Raw genomic sequence first — 18,462 nt, forward strand, 5'->3', positions numbered from 1 at the left:
CTGGTGGCTGCTGGTGGTTCGGCCGTTGCTGGCAACTCGTCGGGGCGACAGGACTCGAACCTGCGATCTCCTGCTCCCAAAGCAGGCGCGCTAGCCACTACGCTACGCCCCGCCAGGCTGGCTGCATCCCACGGTCATGCTGTGGTCACAGCGCCTGAGAGCGGATGACGGGAATCGAACCCGCGTAGCCAGTTTGGAAGACTGGGGCTCTACCATTGAGCTACATCCGCGCAGCCCGCATCGTGCCACAGGAGCAGCGCGCGACCCCAACCAGCGGCCGCCTCGAAACGGTGGGATCCAGGCCTCGGTCCAGCTCCTCAGGCCATCCGGTGGACCAGCAGCAACGCGCGGTCGTCGTCGCGAGAACCCAGGCGGTCCACGAGCCTGTCGACGCGGTCGGCCTGGGTGGCCGGGGCGCCGTGCAGGGCCTTCTCGGCCTCGCCGATCAGCCGGTCGATGCCGAGCTCGATCTCCCGCTTGGCGGTCTCGACGAGCCCGTCGGTGTAGAGCAAGAGGGCATCGCCGGGTCGCATCACGCCGCGCACGCTCTCGAACTCGGCGCCCTCGATGAGACCGAGGACCGGACCGTCGCTCTGCAGGGCGGTCCAGCGGCCGCTGCCGGCGGCGAAGTGCATGCACGGCGGATGACCAGCGGTCCAGACCTCGAAGTGGCCGCTGGCCAGGTCGAGGGAGAGCTGCACGCCCGTGGCGAACCCCTCGTCCCACCGGTGGCCGAGCAGGTAGTGATTGGCAGCGGTCAGGAACTCATGGGGTGGTACGGCGGTGATCAGGCCGCCGAACGCGCCCGAGAGCAGCAGGGCCCGGGTCGCCGCCGCGTCGCCCTTGCCGGACACGTCGACCACCGCGACGTCGAGGCGACCCTTGGTGGCCGAGGCGACGATGAAGTCGCCGGCGAACAGCGTCCCCCCGGCAGAGCGCAGTGCCGACTGCGCCACCCATTGGTGCGGGAGCTCGGGCAGTCGACCGTAGCGCTGGATGCGGTCGCGCAGGTCGACGAGCATCGACTCCCCCTGGGCGCCGGCCACGCCCAGGCGCGCGCGCCGGTTGGAGGTCACCAGCACCAGCACGCACAGCGCGAGGATGATCACCACGGCGACCCAGGTGCGCTGCGTCGGAACCACGAGCCGCGGTATCGACGCGACCGTGACCGCCGCGAGGAAGGCCAAGAAGCCCGGCACGTAGCGGGGGCTCAGGAACAGGCTCGACAGGATCAGCGGGATCACCAGGACGTTGAGCGGCACGTAGTCGGGAAAGCCGATGGTGCCGACGGCCAACAGCAGGGTGAAGACGAGCAGGCCGAAGAGTGGGCCCTTGGGCGGCGCGGCCGGGTCATCGAGGGACTTCCAGGCTGCTGCGAGTCGGCCGGCGAGCTGGGCGGGAACGCGTGCGGGGGCGACCGATCGCGACTTCGGCGCTCCACTCATGGTCGTGATCCCGTCCGGTCGTTGGCGATCACTGTACGGCGCGCGACCGGAACCGCGGCTGACAATGCCCACACCAGAACAGATTCCTCCCGGCCAGCACCTGGGTGCGCACGCGTCGGCCGCAGACGTGGCACGACTGGCCCGCACGCCGGTAGACATAGACCTCGCCGCCGTGGTCGTCGTCTCGCGCGGCACGGCCCATCGCATCCGGCGTGTGCTCGGGGCGCACCGTGTCGATGGTGCCGGTCTTGACCCCCTCGTGCATGAGCAGCACGAGGTCGTCCCAGACCGCCAGCCACTGCCGGGCGCGCAACGTGCGACCCGGTCGCAGCGGATCGAGCCGGTGCCGAAACAGCACCTCGGCGCGGTAGACGTTGCCGACACCGGCCACGACCTCCTGGTCCATCAGCAGGTCGCCGATCGGGCGCGAGCTGCGGCTGATGCGCGACCAGGCGCGCCCGGGGTCGGCGTCGTCGCGCAACGGGTCGGGGCCGAGCCGGCCGATGACGTCCTCGCGGCGAGCCGTGGTCACCAGGTCGCAGACGATGGCACCGCGCAGGTCGGCGTAGGACGCGGGCAGCCCGCGCGTGGTCAGGCGCAGGCGGACCTGTCCGACCGGCAGCGGGATCTCGTCGACGTCGGCGTGCACGTCGAGCTGGCCGATCAGCCCGAGGTGGATGTGGATCACGCGCTCCCCGTCGAAGGGAGCGTCGAACTCGATGAACAGGTGCTTGCCCGCTGCCTCGGCGCCGACGATCGTGGCACCGTCGACCAGCGCCGCTGACCCCGCGAACCGGCCTTGCGGACTGGTGACCGAGACCTGCCGACCGGTGAACGCCGCACCGATCTCGTGGGCCAGCCGGTGCAGCGTGTGACCCTCAGGCATCAGCGGGGTCAGCGGGGTCATCGGCCCCAGGACCAGCCTGGGCCGAAGAGGGCAAGGGCGGCAGGTCGTGGGTGCGCTCGTAGTCGGCCATCATCGCGATCCGGCGCGCGTGGCGCTCCTCACCGCTGAAGGGCGTGGCCAAGAAGACCTCGACGAAGCGCGTCATCTCGTCGAGGGAGTGCATGCGTCCGCCGACCGCGATGACCTGGGCGTCGTTGTGCTCGCGCGCGAGCGTCGCCGTCTCCTCGGACCACACCAGCGCGCTGCGGATGCCGGCCACCTTGTTGGCCGCCATCTGCTCGCCGTTGCCCGAGCCGCCGATCACCACCCCCAGGCTGCCCGGCTCGGCCGCGACGGCCTCGGCGGCGCGGATGCAGAACACGGGGTAGTCGTCGAGGGCGTCGTAGACGAACGGCCCGTGGTCGACCGGCTCGTAGCCGTGCTCGGTCAGCCAGGCCACCAGGTGGGCCTTGAGGTCGAGACCGGCATGGTCGCAGCCGAGGTGCACGCGCATGCGCGGAGTCTAGGGAACCGCAGCCCAGCACTGGCCACGCTTCTCAGGTCACCCGCTCCGGGCGGCGTTCGCGAGGTACGCCGCCACCGCCAGCACGGTGGTCTGCGCAGCGTCGAAACGGTCGTGGCGGTAGTAGCCGTGGATCTGCCCCAGGCAACGAAAGCCCGTCACCCTCACGCCGTCCTCGGCCAGTCGGCGTACGAGCTCCTCCCCCTCGTCGCGGAGGGGATCGTGCTCGGCCGTGACGACCAGGGTCGGCGGCAGGCCACCCAGCCGGTCGGAGAGCAGGGGGGCGAGGTCGGGACTCTCGAGGTCGGCCTTGTCGGCGGCGTACTGCTGCCAGTACCAGGCCGCCTCGCGGGGGTCGAAGCCCTCGGCATGGGTCCGGTAGGAGGCGAACGCCGCCGTGGGGTCGAGGAACGGGTAGACCAGCGCGAGGGCGGTGACCATGCGCGGATGGCGCAGCGCTGCCACGAGAGCGAGGTTCGCGCCGGCCGAGTCGCCGTGCAGCAACAGCGGTCCGGCGAGCTCCTCACGCGTGGGGACCCACGCGAGCGCGGCGTCCAGGTCCTCCACGGCCGCCGGGAACCGGTGCTCGGGGGCCAGGCGGTAGTCGATGCTCAGCACCCGGATCCCTGCCCGGTTGGCCAGCCACCGGGCGAGGGCGTCGTGGACCTCCACGTCGTTGAACACGAACCCGCCGCCGTGGGCGTGCACCACCACTCCTGGCCCGGCGCCGTCGGGGGTGTACAGGCGCGCCGGCACGCCGCCCGCGTCGACGTCCTCGACCGCTGCCACGTGCTCGCGAGGCTCGGCAGCCGCCAGGGCCCTGGCGGCTGCTCGCTCAGCGGGGACGTCGAAGCTCTCGGCCCAGATCGGGGTCGTGCCAGCGTGTGCCTCGATCTCTGCCAGGGCTTGGGGATGTAGCGCCATGGAACCGGATTGTGACGTAGCCTCCGGCGCGTGGCCGGGGACGCTCGAGCGCTGATCGCGATCGCCGCGCTCATCGAGCTGCTGGCCGGATGCAGCAACGAAGCCAGTGTCCCCCGCTCTGCCACCACGAGTCCGGGGTCCGCGTCCTCGTCCCCGACGGGCAACGGGAAGTTCCAGCCGACCGACGAGGACCGGGCCGCCATCCGCAAGCTCCTCGATCGGCGTGCGCAGGCTCTGGAGAAGGGCGACCGGAAGGCCTTCATGGCCACCGTCGACCCGGGCAACAAGGTGCTCATGCACCAGCAGGGGCTGGTCTTCGACAACCTCCAGAAGCTGCCGGTGGAGCAGGTCGGCTACGACGTCGACGACGCCTCCGGATGGGTGCCAGCCAAGGTCAAGGGCAACGACCCCGTGTTCCGTCCGCGAGTGCTCGAGCAGGTCCGGCTCGACATCGACACCCGCTCCGTCACCAACGTCGTCGAGAACACCTTCGTGCGTCGTGATGGCACGTGGTTGCTCGGCGCCGAGAGCGTGCCGGGCAAGTACGCCGACGACGACGCCCAGTGGCGCCCGTGGGGAGGTGCCGTGCCGATCGCGGTCGCCCGCACCGGTCGCCTCATCGTCGTCGTGGACGAGAAGCGCGCCGACACGGCTGGCGACCTCGCGGCCGAGATGACCGACTACATCGGCTTCGTGGCCGACGCGCTCGATGTCGAGCCGCAGTACGACGTCCTGGTCGACGCCACCAGCGTCGGCGATGCCCTGTCCATGAGCACGTTGAAGGACGAGCAGGCCGCAGCCGTCTCCAGGACGGTCTTCAGCTTCGGCATCGAGGAGGGACACGGCATCGCCGGAGCACGGATCGTCGTGAACCCCGAGATGACCGATCGCATCGTCACGGACCCCGAGATCATGCGGCACGAGCTGACGCACTACCTGACCGCGCGCAGGCTGGCGGCCGCTCCGTCCTGGGTGGTCGAGGGCATCGCCGAATGGGCGTCGACCGCACCGGCCAGCCTCGACGACCTCAGGATCGACGCCGACGCCCTCAAGCACACGCTCGGGACCCATCACCGGCTCCCGACGACGGGGGTCTGGGGCATCGACCCCACGGCCGACTACCTGATCGCCCGGGCAGCGGTCACCCGCATCGTGGACGACTACGGGGTCGAGAAGGTCTTCGAGATGGGCGAGACCTACCGGCGGATCTCGGGCGACGACCCGGACGAGAAGTCCGACCGCGTGATCCGGAAGGTGCTCGGCATCTCGAAGGACGAGCTCGTCCGGCTGGCGTTCGCAGACCTCGCGGCCATGCAGACCCGTTGAGAGCCGGTCAGTAGCCGACCCTGAGGACCTCACCGCTCGCCGTGCCCTCGATCGACTCCACGTAGGCACGTGCCGCGTCGGCCACCGGGATGGGCGTGGCGCCCGGGAACATCGCGCCGTAGGCGTCCCAGGCCTCCTCGAAGACGGTGGCGCTGACCGCGTTGATCCGCAGGCCTCTCGGAAGCTCGATCGCAGCAGACCTGACGAAGGCATCGATGCCGCCGTCGACGGTCGAGGCGATGGGGCTGGTCGGCACCGGCTCGGCCGACAAGATCCCCGAGACGAGCGTGAACGAGCCGCCGTCGCTGACGTGGTCGATACCCAGCCGGACCAGCTCGACCTGGCCGAGGAGCTTGTCGCGTACGCCGGTCAGCCACTGCTCGGAGGTGAGCTCGGTCAGCGCGCCGTAGGGCGTCTTCCCGGCCGTGCACACCACGGCGTCGACCGTGCCGACGGAGGCGTAGAGCCCGGCAACGGACGCGGAGTTGGTGAGGTCGATGTAGTGCTGGGAGGTGCGGGACGCCTCGAGGACCTCGTGGCGGTCGGCGAGCGCAGCGACCACGGCCCGACCGAGGCGACCGCTCGCCCCCACGACCAGCACCCTCATGACGCAGCCAGCCGGGCGCGCTCCTCGTCGACCACAGACGGGTCGAGCTTGGTGAAGATCGGCGAGGGCTTGTCGACCTTGGCACCCACCGTGACCGGCCGCGAGGCCCACGTCGGGGTCGCGGAGTAGTCGCCGGTGATGATCGGGTAGGTGAACAGCCCCGCACCCAGCTCGGGCTCGAGGTCCTCGACGTAGTCGGTGCTCGGCATCGGCTGGAAGTCGCCCTCGCCCCCGAAGGCCTGCCAGACCTTCGTCGAGGAGTGCGGGAGGAACGGCGAGAGCAAGGTGTTGCAGTCGAGCACGCACTGTGCCGCGATGTGGAGCACCGTGCCCAGGCGCTCACGCTCGTCGTCGCCCTTCATCTTGTAGGGCTCGGTGGCGGTGAGGTACTTGTTCACCTCACCGACGACGCGCATCGCCTCCGCGACGGCGGCGCGCTGCCGGTGTCGGCCGATCAGGTCGCCCACCGTGTCGAAACCCGCGCGTACGGCGGCCAGCACGGCCTCGTCGATCTCCTCGAGGTCCCCGGCCGGCGGGACCTCGCCGAAGCTCTTGGCGATCATCGTCGCCGTGCGGTTGACCAGGTTTCCCCAGCCGGCCACCAGCTCGGAGTTGGTGCGCTGCACGAAGTCGGCCCAGGTGAAGTCGGCGTCGGAGGTCTCCGGACCGGCCGCGCAGATGAAGTAGCGCAGCGCGTCGGGCTGGTAGCGGGCCAGGAAGTCGCCGACCAGGATCACGTGTCCGCGGCTCGTGGAGAACTGCTTGCTCTCCATGGTCATGAACTCGCTGGAGACGACCTCGGTGGGCAGGTTGAGCCGCCCGAACTCTCCCGGCTCGCCACCTCGCGCGCCCTCGCCGTTGTAGGCGATCAGCTCCGCCGGCCAGATCTGGGCGTGGAAGACGATGTTGTCCTTGCCCATGAAGTAGTAGGACAGGGCTTCGGGGTCGTTCCACCACTCGCGCCAGCGGTCCGGCTCACCCAGCCTGCGGGCCCACTCGATCGACGCCGAGAGGTAGCCGATGACCGCGTCGAACCAGACGTAGAGCCGCTTGGTCGGCTGCTCGCGCCAGCCGTCGATCGGCACGGGGATGCCCCAGTCGATGTCGCGCGTCATGGCGCGCGGCTTCAGGTCCTCGATCAGGTTCAGGGAGAACTTGATGACGTTGGGTCGCCACGTCCCCGAAGACTCGCGACCCTTGAGGTAGTCGGTCAGCGCCTCGGCGAGCGCCGGCAGGTCGAGGAAGAAGTGCTGGGTCTCCACGAACGCCGGGGTCTCGCCGTTGATCTTCGAGCGAGGGTTGATCAGGTCGGTCGGGTCGAGCTGGTTGCCGCAGTTGTCGCACTGGTCGCCCCGCGCGTCGGCGTACCCGCAGATCGGGCAGGTGCCCTCGATGTAGCGGTCGGGCAGGGTCCGACCGGTCGATGGGCTGATGGCCGCCTGCGCCGTCTGCTCGACCAGGTAGCCGTTGCGGTGCACGGTCGTGAACAGCTCCTGCACCACCTGGTAGTGGTTGCCCGTCGTGGTTCTGGTGAACAGGTCGTAGGACAGGCCGAGGTCGACCAGGTCGTTGACGATGATCGCGTTGTTCTTGTCGGCCAGCTCGCGGGCGCTCACGCCCTCGCTGTCGGCCGCGACCAGGATCGGCGTGCCGTGCTCGTCGGTGCCGGAGACCATGAGTACGTCGTGTCCGGCCATGCGCATGTAGCGGCTGAAGACGTCGGAGGGCACGCCGAAACCGGCGACGTGGCCGATGTGGCGAGGGCCGTTGGCATACGGCCAGGCGACGGCGGACAGGACATGCGTCATGAGGAGAGCCTATTGAGGGTGTGCCACCGGGTTTCGAGACGGTCGCTGCGCGACCTCCTCAACCAGCGGTGGCGTCAGCTGAGGTCGAGCAGCTTGCTCACCCTTCGGCCGGCCGAGGTTGCTGAATCGTTACCAACTGGGGGTCTTGCCGAGAAGGAGGTCATGAGTCGGTAACGGGGCCTCCCTTCGATGCTGTCTCCCTGTGTCTCGAATGGCAGGATGCCCACATGCCTGGAACCAACCTCACGCGAGAAGAGGCGCAGACCCGTGCCGGTCTTCTCTCGGTCGAGTCCTACACCATCGACCTCGACCTGACCGTGTCCGACAAGGTGTTCGAGAGCACCACCGTGCTGCGCTTCACCTGCACCGAGCCCGGGGCGAGCAGCTTCGCCGACCTCGTCGGCGCGACCATCCACGAGGTCGTCCTCAACGGCGAGAAGCTCGATGCCTTCGACGTCTACCGCGACAGCCGCATCCGGCTCGACAACCTCCAGGCCAGCAACGAGCTGAGGGTCTTCTGCGAGCTCCCCTACAGCCACACGGGCGAGGGCCTGCACCGCTTCGTCGACCCCGCCGACGGCAAGGTCTACCTCTACAGCCAGTTCGAGGTCCCCGACGCGCGCCGGGTGTTCACGACCTTCGAGCAGCCCGACCTCAAGTCGACCTTCCGGTTCAACGTGACCGCACCGTCCGACTGGGTCGTGGTCTCCAACGCGCCCACCCCGGCGCCCGAGCCTGCCGGTGAGGGCACCGACGACAAGTCGGTCTGGCGCTTCCCGACGACCAAGCGGATGTCGACGTACATCACCGCGCTGATCGCCGGTGAGTACCACTCGGTCCACGACACCTACGAGGGCAAGCACGGCACCATCGAGCTCGGCCACTACTGCCGCCAGAGCCTGGTCGAGCACCTCGACCGCGACGAGGTCGTCAAGATCACCAAGCAGGGCTTCGAGTTCTTCGAGGATGCCTTCGACTTCCCCTATCCCTTCGAGAAGTACGACCAGCTCTACGTGCCCGAATACAACATGGGCGCGATGGAGAACGCCGGCGCCGTGACCCTGCGCGACGAGTACCTCCCGCGCAGCCGCCAGGACGGCTCGTTCTACGAGTTCCGCGCCTCGGTGATCCTGCACGAGATGGCCCACATGTGGTTCGGCGACCTGGTGACCATGAAGTGGTGGGACGACCTCTGGCTCAACGAGTCGTTCGCCGAGTGGGCCTGCTACCACGCGGCCGTCCAGAACACCGACTTCACCGAGTCGTGGACCGGCTTCACCAACGCCCGCAAGAACTGGGCGCTGCGCCAGGACCAGCTCCCCTCGACGCACCCGATCGCCGCCGACAACTACGACCTCCAGGCCGTCGAGGTCAACTTCGACGGCATCACCTACGCCAAGGGCGCCTCGGTGCTCAAGCAGCTGGTCGCATGGGTCGGCCTCGACGCGTTCCTGGCCGGCCTGCGCCAGTACTTCAAGGACCACGCCTACGCCAACTCCGAGTTCACCGACCTGCTGACCGCGCTGGAGAAGGCCTCGGGCCGCGAGCTGGACTCCTGGGCCAAGGAGTGGCTGCAGACCTCCGGCGTCAACACCCTCGCCGCGGAGTTCGAGCTCGATGCCGAGGGCGCCTACACCTCGTTCGCGGTCCGGCAGTCGGCCGCAGCCGACTACCCGACCCTGCGCCGCCACCGCATCGGCATCGGCCTCTACGACGACGAGCAGGGCCGGCTGGTGCGCCGCCACCACGTGGAGGTCGATGTAGAAGGCGAGCTCACCCACCTCGACGAGCTGGTCGGCCAGCTGCAGCCCGACCTGCTGCTGCTCAACGACGGTGACCTGACCTACGCCAAGATCCGCCTCGACGAGCGGTCGCTGGCCACGGTCGTGGGAGGGCTGCGTCGTCTGGACGACTCGCTGGCACGCGCACTGTGCTGGGGCGCAGCCTGGGACATGACCCGCGACGCCGAGATGAGCGCCACCGACTTCGTCGAGCTGGTGCTGCTCAACATCGGCTCGGAGACCGACGCGTTCGGCTCGGCCCGCATCCCGGTCTACGCCGCACAGGCGGTCAACGCCTACTCCGCCAAGGCCGGCCGGGCTGCTCTCAAGGACCACTGGGAGAGCGGGGTGCGCGAGCTGCTGTTCGCCGCCGAGCCGGGCAGCGACCATCAGCTGACCTTCGCCCGTAGCTACGCCGGAGCAGCGCACAACCCCGCGGCCCTCGACGAGATCCAGGGGATCCTCGACGGCTCCGTGGTCGTCGACGGCCTGGCCGTCGACACCGACCTGCGGTGGGCGCTGGTGACCAGCCTGGCCAAGAACGGCCGCATGGGCGCCGACGACATCGCCGAGGAGCTCAAGCGGGACAACACCATCTCGGGCCAGGAGCACGCCGCCGCCGCTCTCACCTCGCGTCCGACGGCCGAGGCCAAGGCCGAGGCGTGGGACCAGGCGACGGTCCAGGAGAACGTGCCCAACGAGACCCACCGCTCGATCTGTCTGTCGTTCATGCGCTACGGGCAGGAGGAGCTGCTCGCGCCGTACCTCGAGAAGTACCTCGAAGCCGCCGACGACATCTGGGAGCGCCTGGGCACCCAGAAGGCATCGACCGCTCTCGAGTACGCCTTCCCTGCCCCCCTGGGCAGCCCGGAGATGCTCGACCGGCTCGACGCGTGGCTCGACTCCTCCCCCGCCAACCCTGGCGCCAAGAGGTACGTGCGCGAGGGCCGCGACGACGTCGCCCGCGCCTTGCGGGCGCAGGCGAAGGACGCCGAAGCCCACTGACGCGCCGGACTTGCCAGGTGAACCGTCACGTCCGCCTGGTGAACTCGACGCTGCGGTCGGGAAGGAACCGGTGGTTGAAGCCGGTGTCGTGGATCCGCCGGTGATGGAAGTGGCACAGCGGTAGGGCGTCGCGGAGGTCGGTCTTGCCACCCTGGGCCCAGGGTCTTCGGTGGTGCAGTCGCGTCCACGGACGCCGGCGCGTCGAACTCAGACAGGAGTCTGGCGGGGGCGTCAGCCGCAGGCGGCTTGACCTGAGTTCTCCGAGCTGCGCCGTCAGCCGGTGGTGAAGGACCAGGTGAGTGCCTGGGCGCCGGCCCGCGACGGCTTCTCGTCCCACCGGTTGCCCACGGAGTCCCGGACGGCTCTGACCGTGACGACGTACGTCGTGTGACGGCGTAGCGGGCCACGCGGGACGAGGAGGATGGTGCGCTCGGCGGCCTGGTACGAGACCCGCGCGGGCACCTTGACGGTGGCGCCCTTCCGCTTCAGGAAGACGGTCGTCGCCGACACCGACCCCTGACGCAGCGCCTCGGTGGCCTTGATCCTCACCTTCACGGTGGCTGCCACGCCCGTTGCGCTCCTGCCCGGAGAGAGCTTCCCGGCGCGAGGACCCGTCGTGTCGAGGACGATGGAGTCGATGACGAGCGTCGACTCGTTGCCGGCTGCGTCCTTGAACTGCGCGTAGACCCGTTTCGACCCGTCTCCCGCGGCCAACGTCCACGGCAGGCTCCCCGCGAAGGCCTGGTAGGGCGAGAAGGTCACGCCGTCGTTGCTCAGGCGCACGGAGGCCACCCCGGTGCCCTCCGGGTCGGCGCCGGTCAGGTCGACGGTCACGTCGCGCGACCGGGTCCTTGCCGCGTCGCCGTTGACGACGACCGTCCCAGTGGGGCTGACCGTGTCCTCCCAGCTCAGCTCGAGCGCCCAGCCGTCGAGCCTCACGAGCTCGCCGGCCTGGTCGTCGACGCCGAACAGCTTCCACTGACCGTCTGGGTCGATCCCGTCGAACACCGAGAGCGAGGTGCTGGCGGAGACCGCCGGCGCCGGCGCCGGGAAGAAGTCCGGGTCGCCGTAGAGGAACGGCCGATAGGTGCCGCTGCTGATCCTGGTCGAGTCCGGCAGGACCCCGGCGGCCTCGTCGTCGAAGGTGAGGGACACCTCGGTGTCCTCGACGCTTCCTCCCGCATCGCCCATCAGGTACGCCTGTTGGCCGTGCGGGCCGACGAGGAGGAAATGAGCGTCGTCGGGACGGTCGGAGTCGAACCCGTCGAGACGCACGTTCACGTCACTGACCGCCGGCAGCCCGGACACCTCGATCGTGTTCGGGTACGGCGTGGTGGCGAGGACGAACTTCAGGGACCAGCCGCCGATCGTGTGGACGTCGTCGGTCTGGTCGTCCACGACATACAGCTGCCAGTACCCGCCCACCGGCTGCCCGTCGAAGACCGACAGGGCACTGTTGCCGTCCAGGGCAGGAGCCGGAGCGGGGAACACCTCGCCGTCGCCGCCCTGGTTCTGTGGCGCGTAGACGGCGCCGTTGACGATCGTCGCGTCGCCCAACGAGATCACCGCCTCGTCGGAGAAGGTGAAGGTGACGTTGGAGACGTCGTTGCCGGCCCCGATGTCGGACATCACGAGCGCCTGCTGACCGGTCGGGCTCACCAGGAGCAGGTTCAGGTCGCCGGGAGCCGTGCTGGTCAGGTTGAGAATGGTCAGGTCGACGTCGACGATCTCAGGACCGAGGAGCGGCACACCGAGACCCATCTGGGCCGGGTACGGATTCGCCGGCCCCGCGCTCCCGGTTGCTGGCACGAGCAGCGACTGTCCTCCACCCAGCGTCGTGAGGTCGTCGCCCAGGTAGGTCGTTGTCGTCGAGACGAACTCGCTGGTGACCGTCGCCGACACCGGAGCCGAGGCGGCCACGGTCAGGCCCGCAAGCGCCAGCGTGAGCACGGCGATCGAGACGATGGAGCGGCGAGGACGCGAGGCAAGCACCATGCGCAGAAGCTAGAAGCAGCCTGTAACGCCGGCATAACGCCGTGCGCGCGCACTATCGCCCAGGCGGGTGGCAAGTCCCGACTGGCCGTTGAGCGCCGGGCCGGCGGGCGGGTGCTGCTACTCGGCGTGCAGCGTGTGCGGCGCCCGCGCGTGCTGGGCGAGCAGGTTGATGCCGCGCTTGATGCCGCCGACCAGCTCGCCGGCGGCGAAGTCGGTCTGCATCTCGAGGATGGCCAGCTGCACCTCGTGGTCGGTCAGGGTGCGCTTGACGACGCTGCCGGTCACCACCTCGATGACCCGCGCCACCGGGTCGACCAGGACAAGCACGCTGCGGGAGGGCGCAACCAGGGCCGAGTGCAGGCCGACCGCGAAGTCACGTGGCGAGGACTCGGCATCACCGACGAACACCGAGAACTCGTAGCGGCTGGTCTCCTCGGCCGCCCGGATGGCCTTGTCGATCTCGAACCGTTCGGAGGCGGAGAAGTCACCAGCTGCCACTGGCCCCACCCGTCTGGTCGACCGTCTCGGGCTTGCGTGCCTCGAGAGCCAGCTCCGCGTCGGCCCGGCCACCGAACCACTGGTCGTCGGCGCGGACGCCGGCCGGAGCGACCGACTCGCCCCGCACGATCGGTGGGACGTAGACGGCCAGGGCGAGCAGCACGACGCAGGCCAGTGGGATCAGCACCAAGACCAGCAACGTGTGGGTGAAGGACACGTCGGGCGGAGTGTCCCAGCCCTCGGGTCGGTCGGCGCTCGCGGCCGCGGCGTACGTGAGCGGCAGGGCGAGGGCGACCGCGACGACGGCTGCGGACCGAAGAAGCATCGCTGGAAGTGTTCGGGTCACGGGCGGCAGACTATCGGCTCCGCGCTCTCGCTAGCGTGGTCGGCATGGGCCCCCTGACCCTCTCCTCATTTTCCGACGGCCTGCTCCGGTCCTCCGACCAGAACCCGTGCGCCGACGGAGCGGCTACCTGCAACCACGTGTTCGACCTGACCCACAAGCCCGAGCTCGCCGAGCTCGCCGGCGTACTCATCGGCACGCCCACGGCGATCGCGGTGATCGTCGTGTTCGGGGTGATCGCGCGCTGGCTCCTGCACCGCGTCGTCGACCGGATCGTGCGCAAGGCCGAGGAGGGTGTGCTCCCCGACCGGCTGAACCGGATGTCGGTGGGCCGCAGCGCCACCGAGGACGGCGACAGCGCGCGCAGCCGCCGGATGCAGCGCGCCCGCACCATGGGCGACCTGCTCAAGAGCATCATCACCGGCGTCATCGTGGCCGTGCTGATCACCATGATCCTGGCCGAGCTCAACTACGAGATCGGCCCGATCCTGGCCAGCGCCGGCATCGTCGGCGTCGCCCTCGGCTTCGGCGCCCAGAACCTCGTCAAGGACTTCCTGTCAGGCATCTTCATGATCTTCGAGGACCAGCTCGGCGTCGGCGACTCGGTGGACCTGGGCGAGGCCAGCGGCACCGTCGAGGCGGTGAGCCTGCGGGTGACGCGGCTGCGCGACGTCAACGGCACCGTCTGGTACGTCCGCAACGGCGAGATCCTGCGCGTGGGCAACATGAGCCAGAACTGGGCGCGCACCGTGCTGGACGTGACCTTCCCCTATCGCGAGGACGTGGCCCGCGTACGCCGCGTGCTCCAAGAGGTCGCCGAGGACCTGTGGCAGGACGACGAATACAACGGCGTGGTCATCGAGCAGCCCGAGGTGTGGGGCATCGAGGCGGTCACGGCCGACGCCATCACCATGCGCGTCACCTTGAAGACCGCACCCCTCGAGCAGTGGCGGGTCGCACGGGAGATGCGGGCCCGGATCAAGGCCCGCTTCGACGCCGAGGGGATCGCCGCGCCCTACGCACACACGGTCGTGGTCAACCAGAGCCCCAGCGACCAGAGCGCCCCCGAGGGCGCCTGAGCATCGGGCCGCTTGCGAGGATGTGCGGGTGACGACCTTCTACGACGAGATCGGTGGCTACCCGACCATCGAGAAGATCGTCGCCACCTTCTACGCCGGCGTCGCCGATGACCCCGTCCTACGCCCGCTCTACCCCGAGGAGGACCTCGGGCCTGCCGAGGAGCGCTTCCGGCTGTTCCTGGTGCAGTACTGGGGCGGCCCGACGACGTACTCCGAGCTGCGCGGGCACCCGCGTCTGCGGATGCGGCACGCACCGTTCGCGGTCACGCCCCGGGCCGCCGAGCGCTGGCTGGTGCACTTCCGCGAGGGTCTCGACTCGGTCGAGCTCAGCCCCGAGCAGGATGCGAAGTTCTGGGACTACGTCACCCATGCCGCGCAGTTCATGGTCAACAGCTTCGAGGAGCCCGTGACCTGACCTCGCAGCTCCGCGGCCCGGGTCAGTGGGCCAGGTGCAGGTAGTACGCCGGGATCGACTCGTGCCGAGACAGCCGACGGCTGCGGTGCTCGGCTCCCAGCCGCACGACGACAGCGCCCAGCACGCCCACGGCCGCGACCGCCGCGAGCACGGTGACGGCGAGCAGGGTGAGGGCGACGTAGGACTCGATGATGGTCATGGTCATGCCTTTCTACGTTTGTAGATTCTACTGATGTAGAAGATACCTCGGAGTCGGGTTGTTCCCTCTCAGCGCCGAAGTGAGCCAGGTCACCCTGAGCGCTCGCGTTAGCCTTCCGCCGTGGGGGGATGTCCGAGCTGCGGAGCGGTGTCCGAGACCCAGGAGGCCTTCTGCGGCTCGTGCGGCACCGCGCTCGCCGTGGGCTGCCGTACCTGCCAGGCGCCGTTGACCGCGGGTCAGCGCTTCTGCACGCGGTGCGGTACGCCCGTCAACGTCGAGGACGACGTGGACCCCGCCGTGCCGGTCCCGGAGACAGAGCGGCGACTCTGCTCGCTGCTCTTCGTGGACCTCGTCGGCTTCACGCCGCTCAGCGAGGGACGTGACCCTGAAGAGGTCCGCGAGCTCCTCTCCGACTACTTCGCCCTGGCGCGACGCGTGGTCGGCCGATACGGCGCGGTGATCGAGAAGTTCATCGGCGACGCCGTGATGGCGGTGTGGGGCACGCCGGTCGCGACCGAGGGCGACGCCGAGCGCTCGGTCCGCGCCGCCCTCGACCTCGTCGCCGCGGTGGCCGAGATGGGCGTCCGACTCGACGCCCCGGGCCTGACGGCCAGAGCAGGGGTGGTGACCGGCACGGTCGCGACCACACCGGGTGCGGACGGGCAGGCCATGGTCGCCGGAGACCCGGTCAACACGGCCGCTCGTGTGCAGTCAGCGGCGCCGCCCGGCGCCGTACTCGTCGATGTCACCACCCGTCGTCTCGTCGGACCAGCCATCGACCTCGAGCCGTTCGGCGACCTGGAGCTGAAGGGGAAGTCGCAGCCCGAGACGCTCTGGCGCGCGCGACAGGTCGTCTCCGGGATGGGTGGTGCGCAGCGCGCCGACGGCCTGGAGGGACCGTTCGTCGGGCGCAGCACGGAGTTCACCGTGCTCAAGGACCGGCTGCACGCGACCATCGAGCACCGCTCCCCCGGGCTGGTGCTCGTGACGGGGGCCCCGGGGGTCGGCAAGTCCCGGTTGGGATGGGAGCTGGAGAAGTACGTCGACGGGCTGGCCGACGCCGTGTTCTGGCACCGGGGCCGGTGTCCCACGTTCGGCGAGGACACGGCGTACTGGGCGCTGACCGAGATGGTCCGCGCACGCCTGGGCATCGGCGAGGACGACGACCTCAGCACGGTCGAGGAGAAGCTCGCCCAGACCCTCGACAGGCTCTTCGACGACCCCGCTGACCAGGCGCTGGTGGCCGATCGACTGGCCCCCCTGCTGGGCTTGCCGGTGAGCCGCGACGGCCACCCCCAGGCGGAGCTGTTCGCCGGCTGGCGGACCTTCTTCGAGGGCCTGGCCCGCCAGCAGCCGGTTCTTCTGGTCATCGAGGACCTCCACGACGCCGACGAGGGCCTGCTCGACTTCGTCGAGCACCTGGTCGCCTGGGTGCGCGACCTGCCGGTGCTCGTCATCGGCTTCGCGCGGCCCGAGCTGCTCGAACGCCGGCCCGGACTGGGCGACGGGCGCCATCGCACCGCACTCGCCCTGTCCCCCCTCGACGAGACGGCGATGCTCGAGCTCCTGGCCGGGCTCGTCGACCACCTGCCCGGCCCCGCCGCCGCCGCGATCCAGGCGCACGCCCAGGGGATCCCGCTGTTCGCGGTCGAGACGGTGCGCTCGCTGATCGACCAGCAGGTCGTGGTGGCCACGGGAGAGGGCTACTCGCTCGCCGGCGACCTCGGCACCCTCGATGTCCCCGACAGCCTCCAGTCGCTGCTCGCGGCCCGCCTCGACGCGCTCGATCCCGTGGCTCGCTCCCTCGCGGGCGACGCCGCGGTGATCGCGGCACCGTTCACCGTCGAGACGATGACCGCCGTCTCCAGCCTCACCCCCGCGCAGGTCGCGGCCGGGCTCGCCGAGCTGGCTCGGCGCGATGTGCTCGTCACCAGTGCTGATGCACTCTCCCCGCAGCTCGGCTCCTTCGGCTACAGCCACGGGCTCCTGGCCCAGGTCGCCTACCAGACGCTCTCCCGCAAGGACCTCAAGGAGCGGCACCTACGGGTGGCACGGCACCTCGACGGGTCGGCCCGCAACGAGGGCGACGCCCTTGCGGAGCTGGTCGCCCAGCACCACGTGCGAGCGCTGCGAGCGCGTCCCCACGACCCGGATGTGCCGGCGTTGCGCGAGGAGGCGGTGCACTGGCTCGGCCGCGCCGGCGAGCGTGCGGCCACGACAGGTGCACCGGCCTCGGCTGCCCGCCTCTACGCCACGGCTGCTGAGCTGGCCGAGGAGGACGGCACCGAGACCGGCGCTCTCGCCGCGGCCGGCTTCTGGATGCGCTCGGGTCACGCGTCGCTGGCCCTCGGCGACGGCCACGCCATCATCGCGGCTGCCAGCCGGGCGGCCGATCTGCGCGCCAGGCACGGCCGGACCCGCGAGGTGGCCCTGGCCCAGGTGCTCCGCGGACGTGGGCTGTTCTTGTCCGGCCGTGCCGACGAGGCCCGCACGCTGATGCTCGCGGCCACCGCCGAACTGGAGGCCGAACCCGGCGTCGACACGGTCGCGGCGATGGCCGACGCGCTCGCACCGTTCTCGATGTCGGGCCTCGACGCGGGTGAGGAGCTCACCGAGCGCGCGCTGGTACTCGCCCAGCAGCTCGGGGTCACCGGGCCGCACTGGATCGACCTGCTCATCCACCGGGCCCTCGTGCTGGCGACTCGCGACCGCAGAGCCGAGGCCGCGACCTACCTGCGCGAGGCGCTGCGGCTCGCCGAGCTGGCAGACGACCCGCTCGCACGGGCCCGGGCCCTCCTCAACCTCGGTGACGCCGTGACCTCCACCGACCCTGCCGAGTGCCTACGCCTCTCCCTCCAGGTCATCGAGCTGGCCCGGCTCACCGGCGGCCACTACTGGCTGCTCTACGGCACGAGCAACGGCGTGCTCGCCGCCTTGGTCACCGGGGACTGGGACATCGCAGCGGGGCTGGTCGAAGGTGCACTCGAGGACGACGCCCTCATCGACGTCGGCATCCTCGTCCCGACAGCGGCGATCGTGTGGGCCCTGCGCGGCAAGGCCGAGCAGGCACACGCGTTGCTGGTCGCCATGCAGGTCGTCGAGCGCGACGCCCAGGAGTCGGCGTACCTCGACTACGCCTGGGCCGTCGTGCTGGAGGCCGAGGGCGACCTCGCAGGCACCCTCGAGCACGCCCAGCGCTCGGCCGAGACCAGCATGCGCATCGGCCTGCATTCCGACATCTTCCGGATGGCCTGGCCACTGGCCGCACGAGCCGCGCACGCCAACCACGACGACGCCGCCACCAAGGCGCTGCTCGCGATGCTCGAGGGCAGGCTGCCGGGCGAGTTCCCGCCGGTGGTGCGCGCCGAGCTGGCGCTGGCCGGTGCGCGGGCGCTGCCCGATGCCGACGCGCGTACGCCGGCGCTCGCGGCGGCCCTCACTCTCGCGCGCAGCGCCGGGTCGCCCTACCACCTGGCGCAGGCGCTGCTCGACGTGGCCGAGGACGGCAGCTCCACCGAGGCCGACCCGGACCGGGTCGATCCGGCGGTGGCCGAGGCGCTGGCGATCGGCGAGGCGCTCGGGTCGCCGTTGGTCATCGGCCGGGCCCGTGCCCTGGCCGCGAGGTGAG

At 70.2% G+C, this 18,462-nt stretch carries 15 protein-coding genes and 2 tRNA genes; 5 read left to right on the forward strand and 12 right to left on the reverse strand.

Annotation, left to right across the window (positions count from 1 at the left end):
- Positions 1 to 39: 39 nt before the first annotated feature.
- From ISU10_RS04745 to ISU10_RS04770, 6 genes are all read right to left on the reverse strand, one after another.
- Positions 40 to 112 (reverse strand) — tRNA-Pro (locus ISU10_RS04745).
- 47 nt (positions 113 to 159) lie between these two features.
- Positions 160 to 230: transfer RNA gene (locus ISU10_RS04750), tRNA-Gly, on the reverse strand.
- An 87-nt stretch (positions 231 to 317) separates the two neighbouring features.
- A complete protein-coding gene (locus tag ISU10_RS04755) occupies positions 318 to 1,445 on the reverse strand; it encodes a PP2C family protein-serine/threonine phosphatase (RefSeq protein ID WP_194695215.1) in 1,128 nt (375 codons plus the stop codon).
- Positions 1,446 to 1,473: 28 nt separating this feature from the next.
- Positions 1,474 to 2,331, reverse strand: coding sequence for an Fpg/Nei family DNA glycosylase (locus tag ISU10_RS04760; protein ID WP_194695257.1), 858 nt, complete (start codon positions 2,329 to 2,331; stop codon positions 1,474 to 1,476).
- The gene (locus ISU10_RS04765) at positions 2,324 to 2,845 is read right to left on the reverse strand and encodes a ribose-5-phosphate isomerase (protein WP_194695216.1); all 522 of its coding nucleotides are present in this window, start codon (positions 2,843 to 2,845) and stop codon (positions 2,324 to 2,326) included. The genes ISU10_RS04760 and ISU10_RS04765 overlap by 8 nt, the downstream gene beginning before the upstream one ends.
- A gap of 48 nt (positions 2,846 to 2,893) precedes the next feature.
- Positions 2,894 to 3,778: an alpha/beta hydrolase gene (locus ISU10_RS04770; protein ID WP_194695217.1), complete on the reverse strand. Its 885-nt coding sequence runs from the start codon at positions 3,776 to 3,778 to the stop codon at positions 2,894 to 2,896.
- Positions 3,779 to 3,808: 30 nt separating this feature from the next.
- On the opposite strand from ISU10_RS04770, the gene ISU10_RS04775 reads away from it, so the two are divergent.
- On the forward strand, positions 3,809 to 5,104 hold the full coding sequence (locus ISU10_RS04775; RefSeq protein ID WP_194695218.1) for a hypothetical protein: 1,296 nt from the start codon (positions 3,809 to 3,811) through the stop codon (positions 5,102 to 5,104).
- A gap of 7 nt (positions 5,105 to 5,111) precedes the next feature.
- Here the strand turns inward: ISU10_RS04775 and ISU10_RS04780 are convergent, their stop codons facing one another.
- Both ISU10_RS04780 and metG read right to left on the reverse strand, forming a co-directional pair.
- Positions 5,112 to 5,711, reverse strand: a complete 600-nt coding sequence (locus ISU10_RS04780) for a short chain dehydrogenase (RefSeq protein ID WP_194695219.1) — start codon at positions 5,709 to 5,711, stop codon at positions 5,112 to 5,114.
- A complete protein-coding gene (metG, locus tag ISU10_RS04785; RefSeq protein ID WP_194695220.1) occupies positions 5,708 to 7,519 on the reverse strand; it encodes a methionine--tRNA ligase in 1,812 nt (603 codons plus the stop codon). The genes ISU10_RS04780 and metG overlap by 4 nt, the downstream gene beginning before the upstream one ends.
- Positions 7,520 to 7,746: 227 nt before the next feature.
- On the opposite strand from metG, the gene pepN reads away from it, so the two are divergent.
- Positions 7,747 to 10,305 (forward strand): aminopeptidase N, encoded by a 2,559-nt coding sequence (gene pepN, locus ISU10_RS04790; protein WP_194695221.1) that lies wholly within the window; start codon positions 7,747 to 7,749, stop codon positions 10,303 to 10,305.
- Between the two features lie 273 nt (positions 10,306 to 10,578).
- Here pepN and ISU10_RS04795 read toward each other — a convergent pair whose 3' ends face one another.
- From ISU10_RS04795 to ISU10_RS04805, 3 genes are all read right to left on the reverse strand, one after another.
- Entirely contained in the window at positions 10,579 to 12,300 is a 1,722-nt protein-coding gene (locus ISU10_RS04795) for an Ig-like domain-containing domain (protein WP_194695222.1), read from the reverse strand.
- 117 nt (positions 12,301 to 12,417) lie between these two features.
- On the reverse strand, positions 12,418 to 12,798 hold the full coding sequence (locus ISU10_RS04800; RefSeq protein WP_194695223.1) for a DUF5130 family protein: 381 nt from the start codon (positions 12,796 to 12,798) through the stop codon (positions 12,418 to 12,420).
- Complete coding sequence (locus ISU10_RS04805; RefSeq protein ID WP_194695224.1) at positions 12,785 to 13,123, reverse strand: hypothetical protein; 339 nt, start codon at positions 13,121 to 13,123, stop codon at positions 12,785 to 12,787. The genes ISU10_RS04800 and ISU10_RS04805 overlap by 14 nt, the downstream gene beginning before the upstream one ends.
- 65 nt (positions 13,124 to 13,188) lie before the next feature.
- Here ISU10_RS04805 and ISU10_RS04810 point away from each other — a divergent pair, with 65 nt between their 5' ends.
- Both ISU10_RS04810 and ISU10_RS04815 read left to right on the forward strand, forming a co-directional pair.
- Positions 13,189 to 14,220 (forward strand): mechanosensitive ion channel family protein, encoded by a 1,032-nt coding sequence (locus ISU10_RS04810; RefSeq protein WP_194695225.1) that lies wholly within the window; start codon positions 13,189 to 13,191, stop codon positions 14,218 to 14,220.
- 28 nt (positions 14,221 to 14,248) lie between these two features.
- Positions 14,249 to 14,635: a globin gene (locus ISU10_RS04815; RefSeq protein ID WP_370864745.1), complete on the forward strand. Its 387-nt coding sequence runs from the start codon at positions 14,249 to 14,251 to the stop codon at positions 14,633 to 14,635.
- Positions 14,636 to 14,657: 22 nt separating this feature from the next.
- Here ISU10_RS04815 and ISU10_RS04820 read toward each other — a convergent pair whose 3' ends face one another.
- Positions 14,658 to 14,840 carry a hypothetical protein gene (locus ISU10_RS04820; protein WP_194695227.1) on the reverse strand — a complete coding sequence of 61 codons (183 nt, stop codon included), beginning with the start codon at positions 14,838 to 14,840 and terminating at the stop codon, positions 14,658 to 14,660.
- Positions 14,841 to 14,954: 114 nt separating this feature from the next.
- Between ISU10_RS04820 and ISU10_RS04825 the strand changes: the two genes are divergently transcribed.
- Entirely contained in the window at positions 14,955 to 18,461 is a 3,507-nt protein-coding gene (locus ISU10_RS04825) for an AAA family ATPase (RefSeq protein WP_370864747.1), read from the forward strand.
- Position 18,462: the final 1 nt, after the last annotated feature.

It is taken from the genome of Nocardioides agariphilus, assembly GCF_015352445.1.
GTDB lineage: Bacteria > Actinomycetota > Actinomycetes > Propionibacteriales > Nocardioidaceae > Nocardioides > Nocardioides agariphilus.

Excerpts from the sequence above, each read along its gene's own strand:
- ISU10_RS04780 (WP_194695219.1), bottom strand. The coding sequence starts at position 5,711 with ATGAGGGTGCTGGTCGTGGGGGCGAGCGGTCGCCTCGGTCGGGCCGTG.
- ISU10_RS04820 (WP_194695227.1), bottom strand. The coding sequence starts at position 14,840 with ATGACCATGACCATCATCGAGTCCTACGTCGCCCTCACCCTGCTCGCC.
- ISU10_RS04765 (WP_194695216.1), bottom strand. The coding sequence starts at position 2,845 with ATGCGCGTGCACCTCGGCTGCGACCATGCCGGTCTCGACCTCAAGGCC.
- ISU10_RS04795 (WP_194695222.1), bottom strand. The coding sequence starts at position 12,300 with ATGGTGCTTGCCTCGCGTCCTCGCCGCTCCATCGTCTCGATCGCCGTG.
- pepN (WP_194695221.1), top strand. The coding sequence starts at position 7,747 with ATGCCTGGAACCAACCTCACGCGAGAAGAGGCGCAGACCCGTGCCGGT.
- ISU10_RS04810 (WP_194695225.1), top strand. The coding sequence starts at position 13,189 with ATGGGCCCCCTGACCCTCTCCTCATTTTCCGACGGCCTGCTCCGGTCC.
- metG (WP_194695220.1), bottom strand. The coding sequence starts at position 7,519 with ATGACGCATGTCCTGTCCGCCGTCGCCTGGCCGTATGCCAACGGCCCT.
- ISU10_RS04760 (WP_194695257.1), bottom strand. The coding sequence starts at position 2,331 with ATGCCTGAGGGTCACACGCTGCACCGGCTGGCCCACGAGATCGGTGCG.
- ISU10_RS04770 (WP_194695217.1), bottom strand. The coding sequence starts at position 3,778 with ATGGCGCTACATCCCCAAGCCCTGGCAGAGATCGAGGCACACGCTGGC.
- ISU10_RS04755 (WP_194695215.1), bottom strand. The coding sequence starts at position 1,445 with ATGAGTGGAGCGCCGAAGTCGCGATCGGTCGCCCCCGCACGCGTTCCC.
- ISU10_RS04805 (WP_194695224.1), bottom strand. The coding sequence starts at position 13,123 with ATGCTTCTTCGGTCCGCAGCCGTCGTCGCGGTCGCCCTCGCCCTGCCG.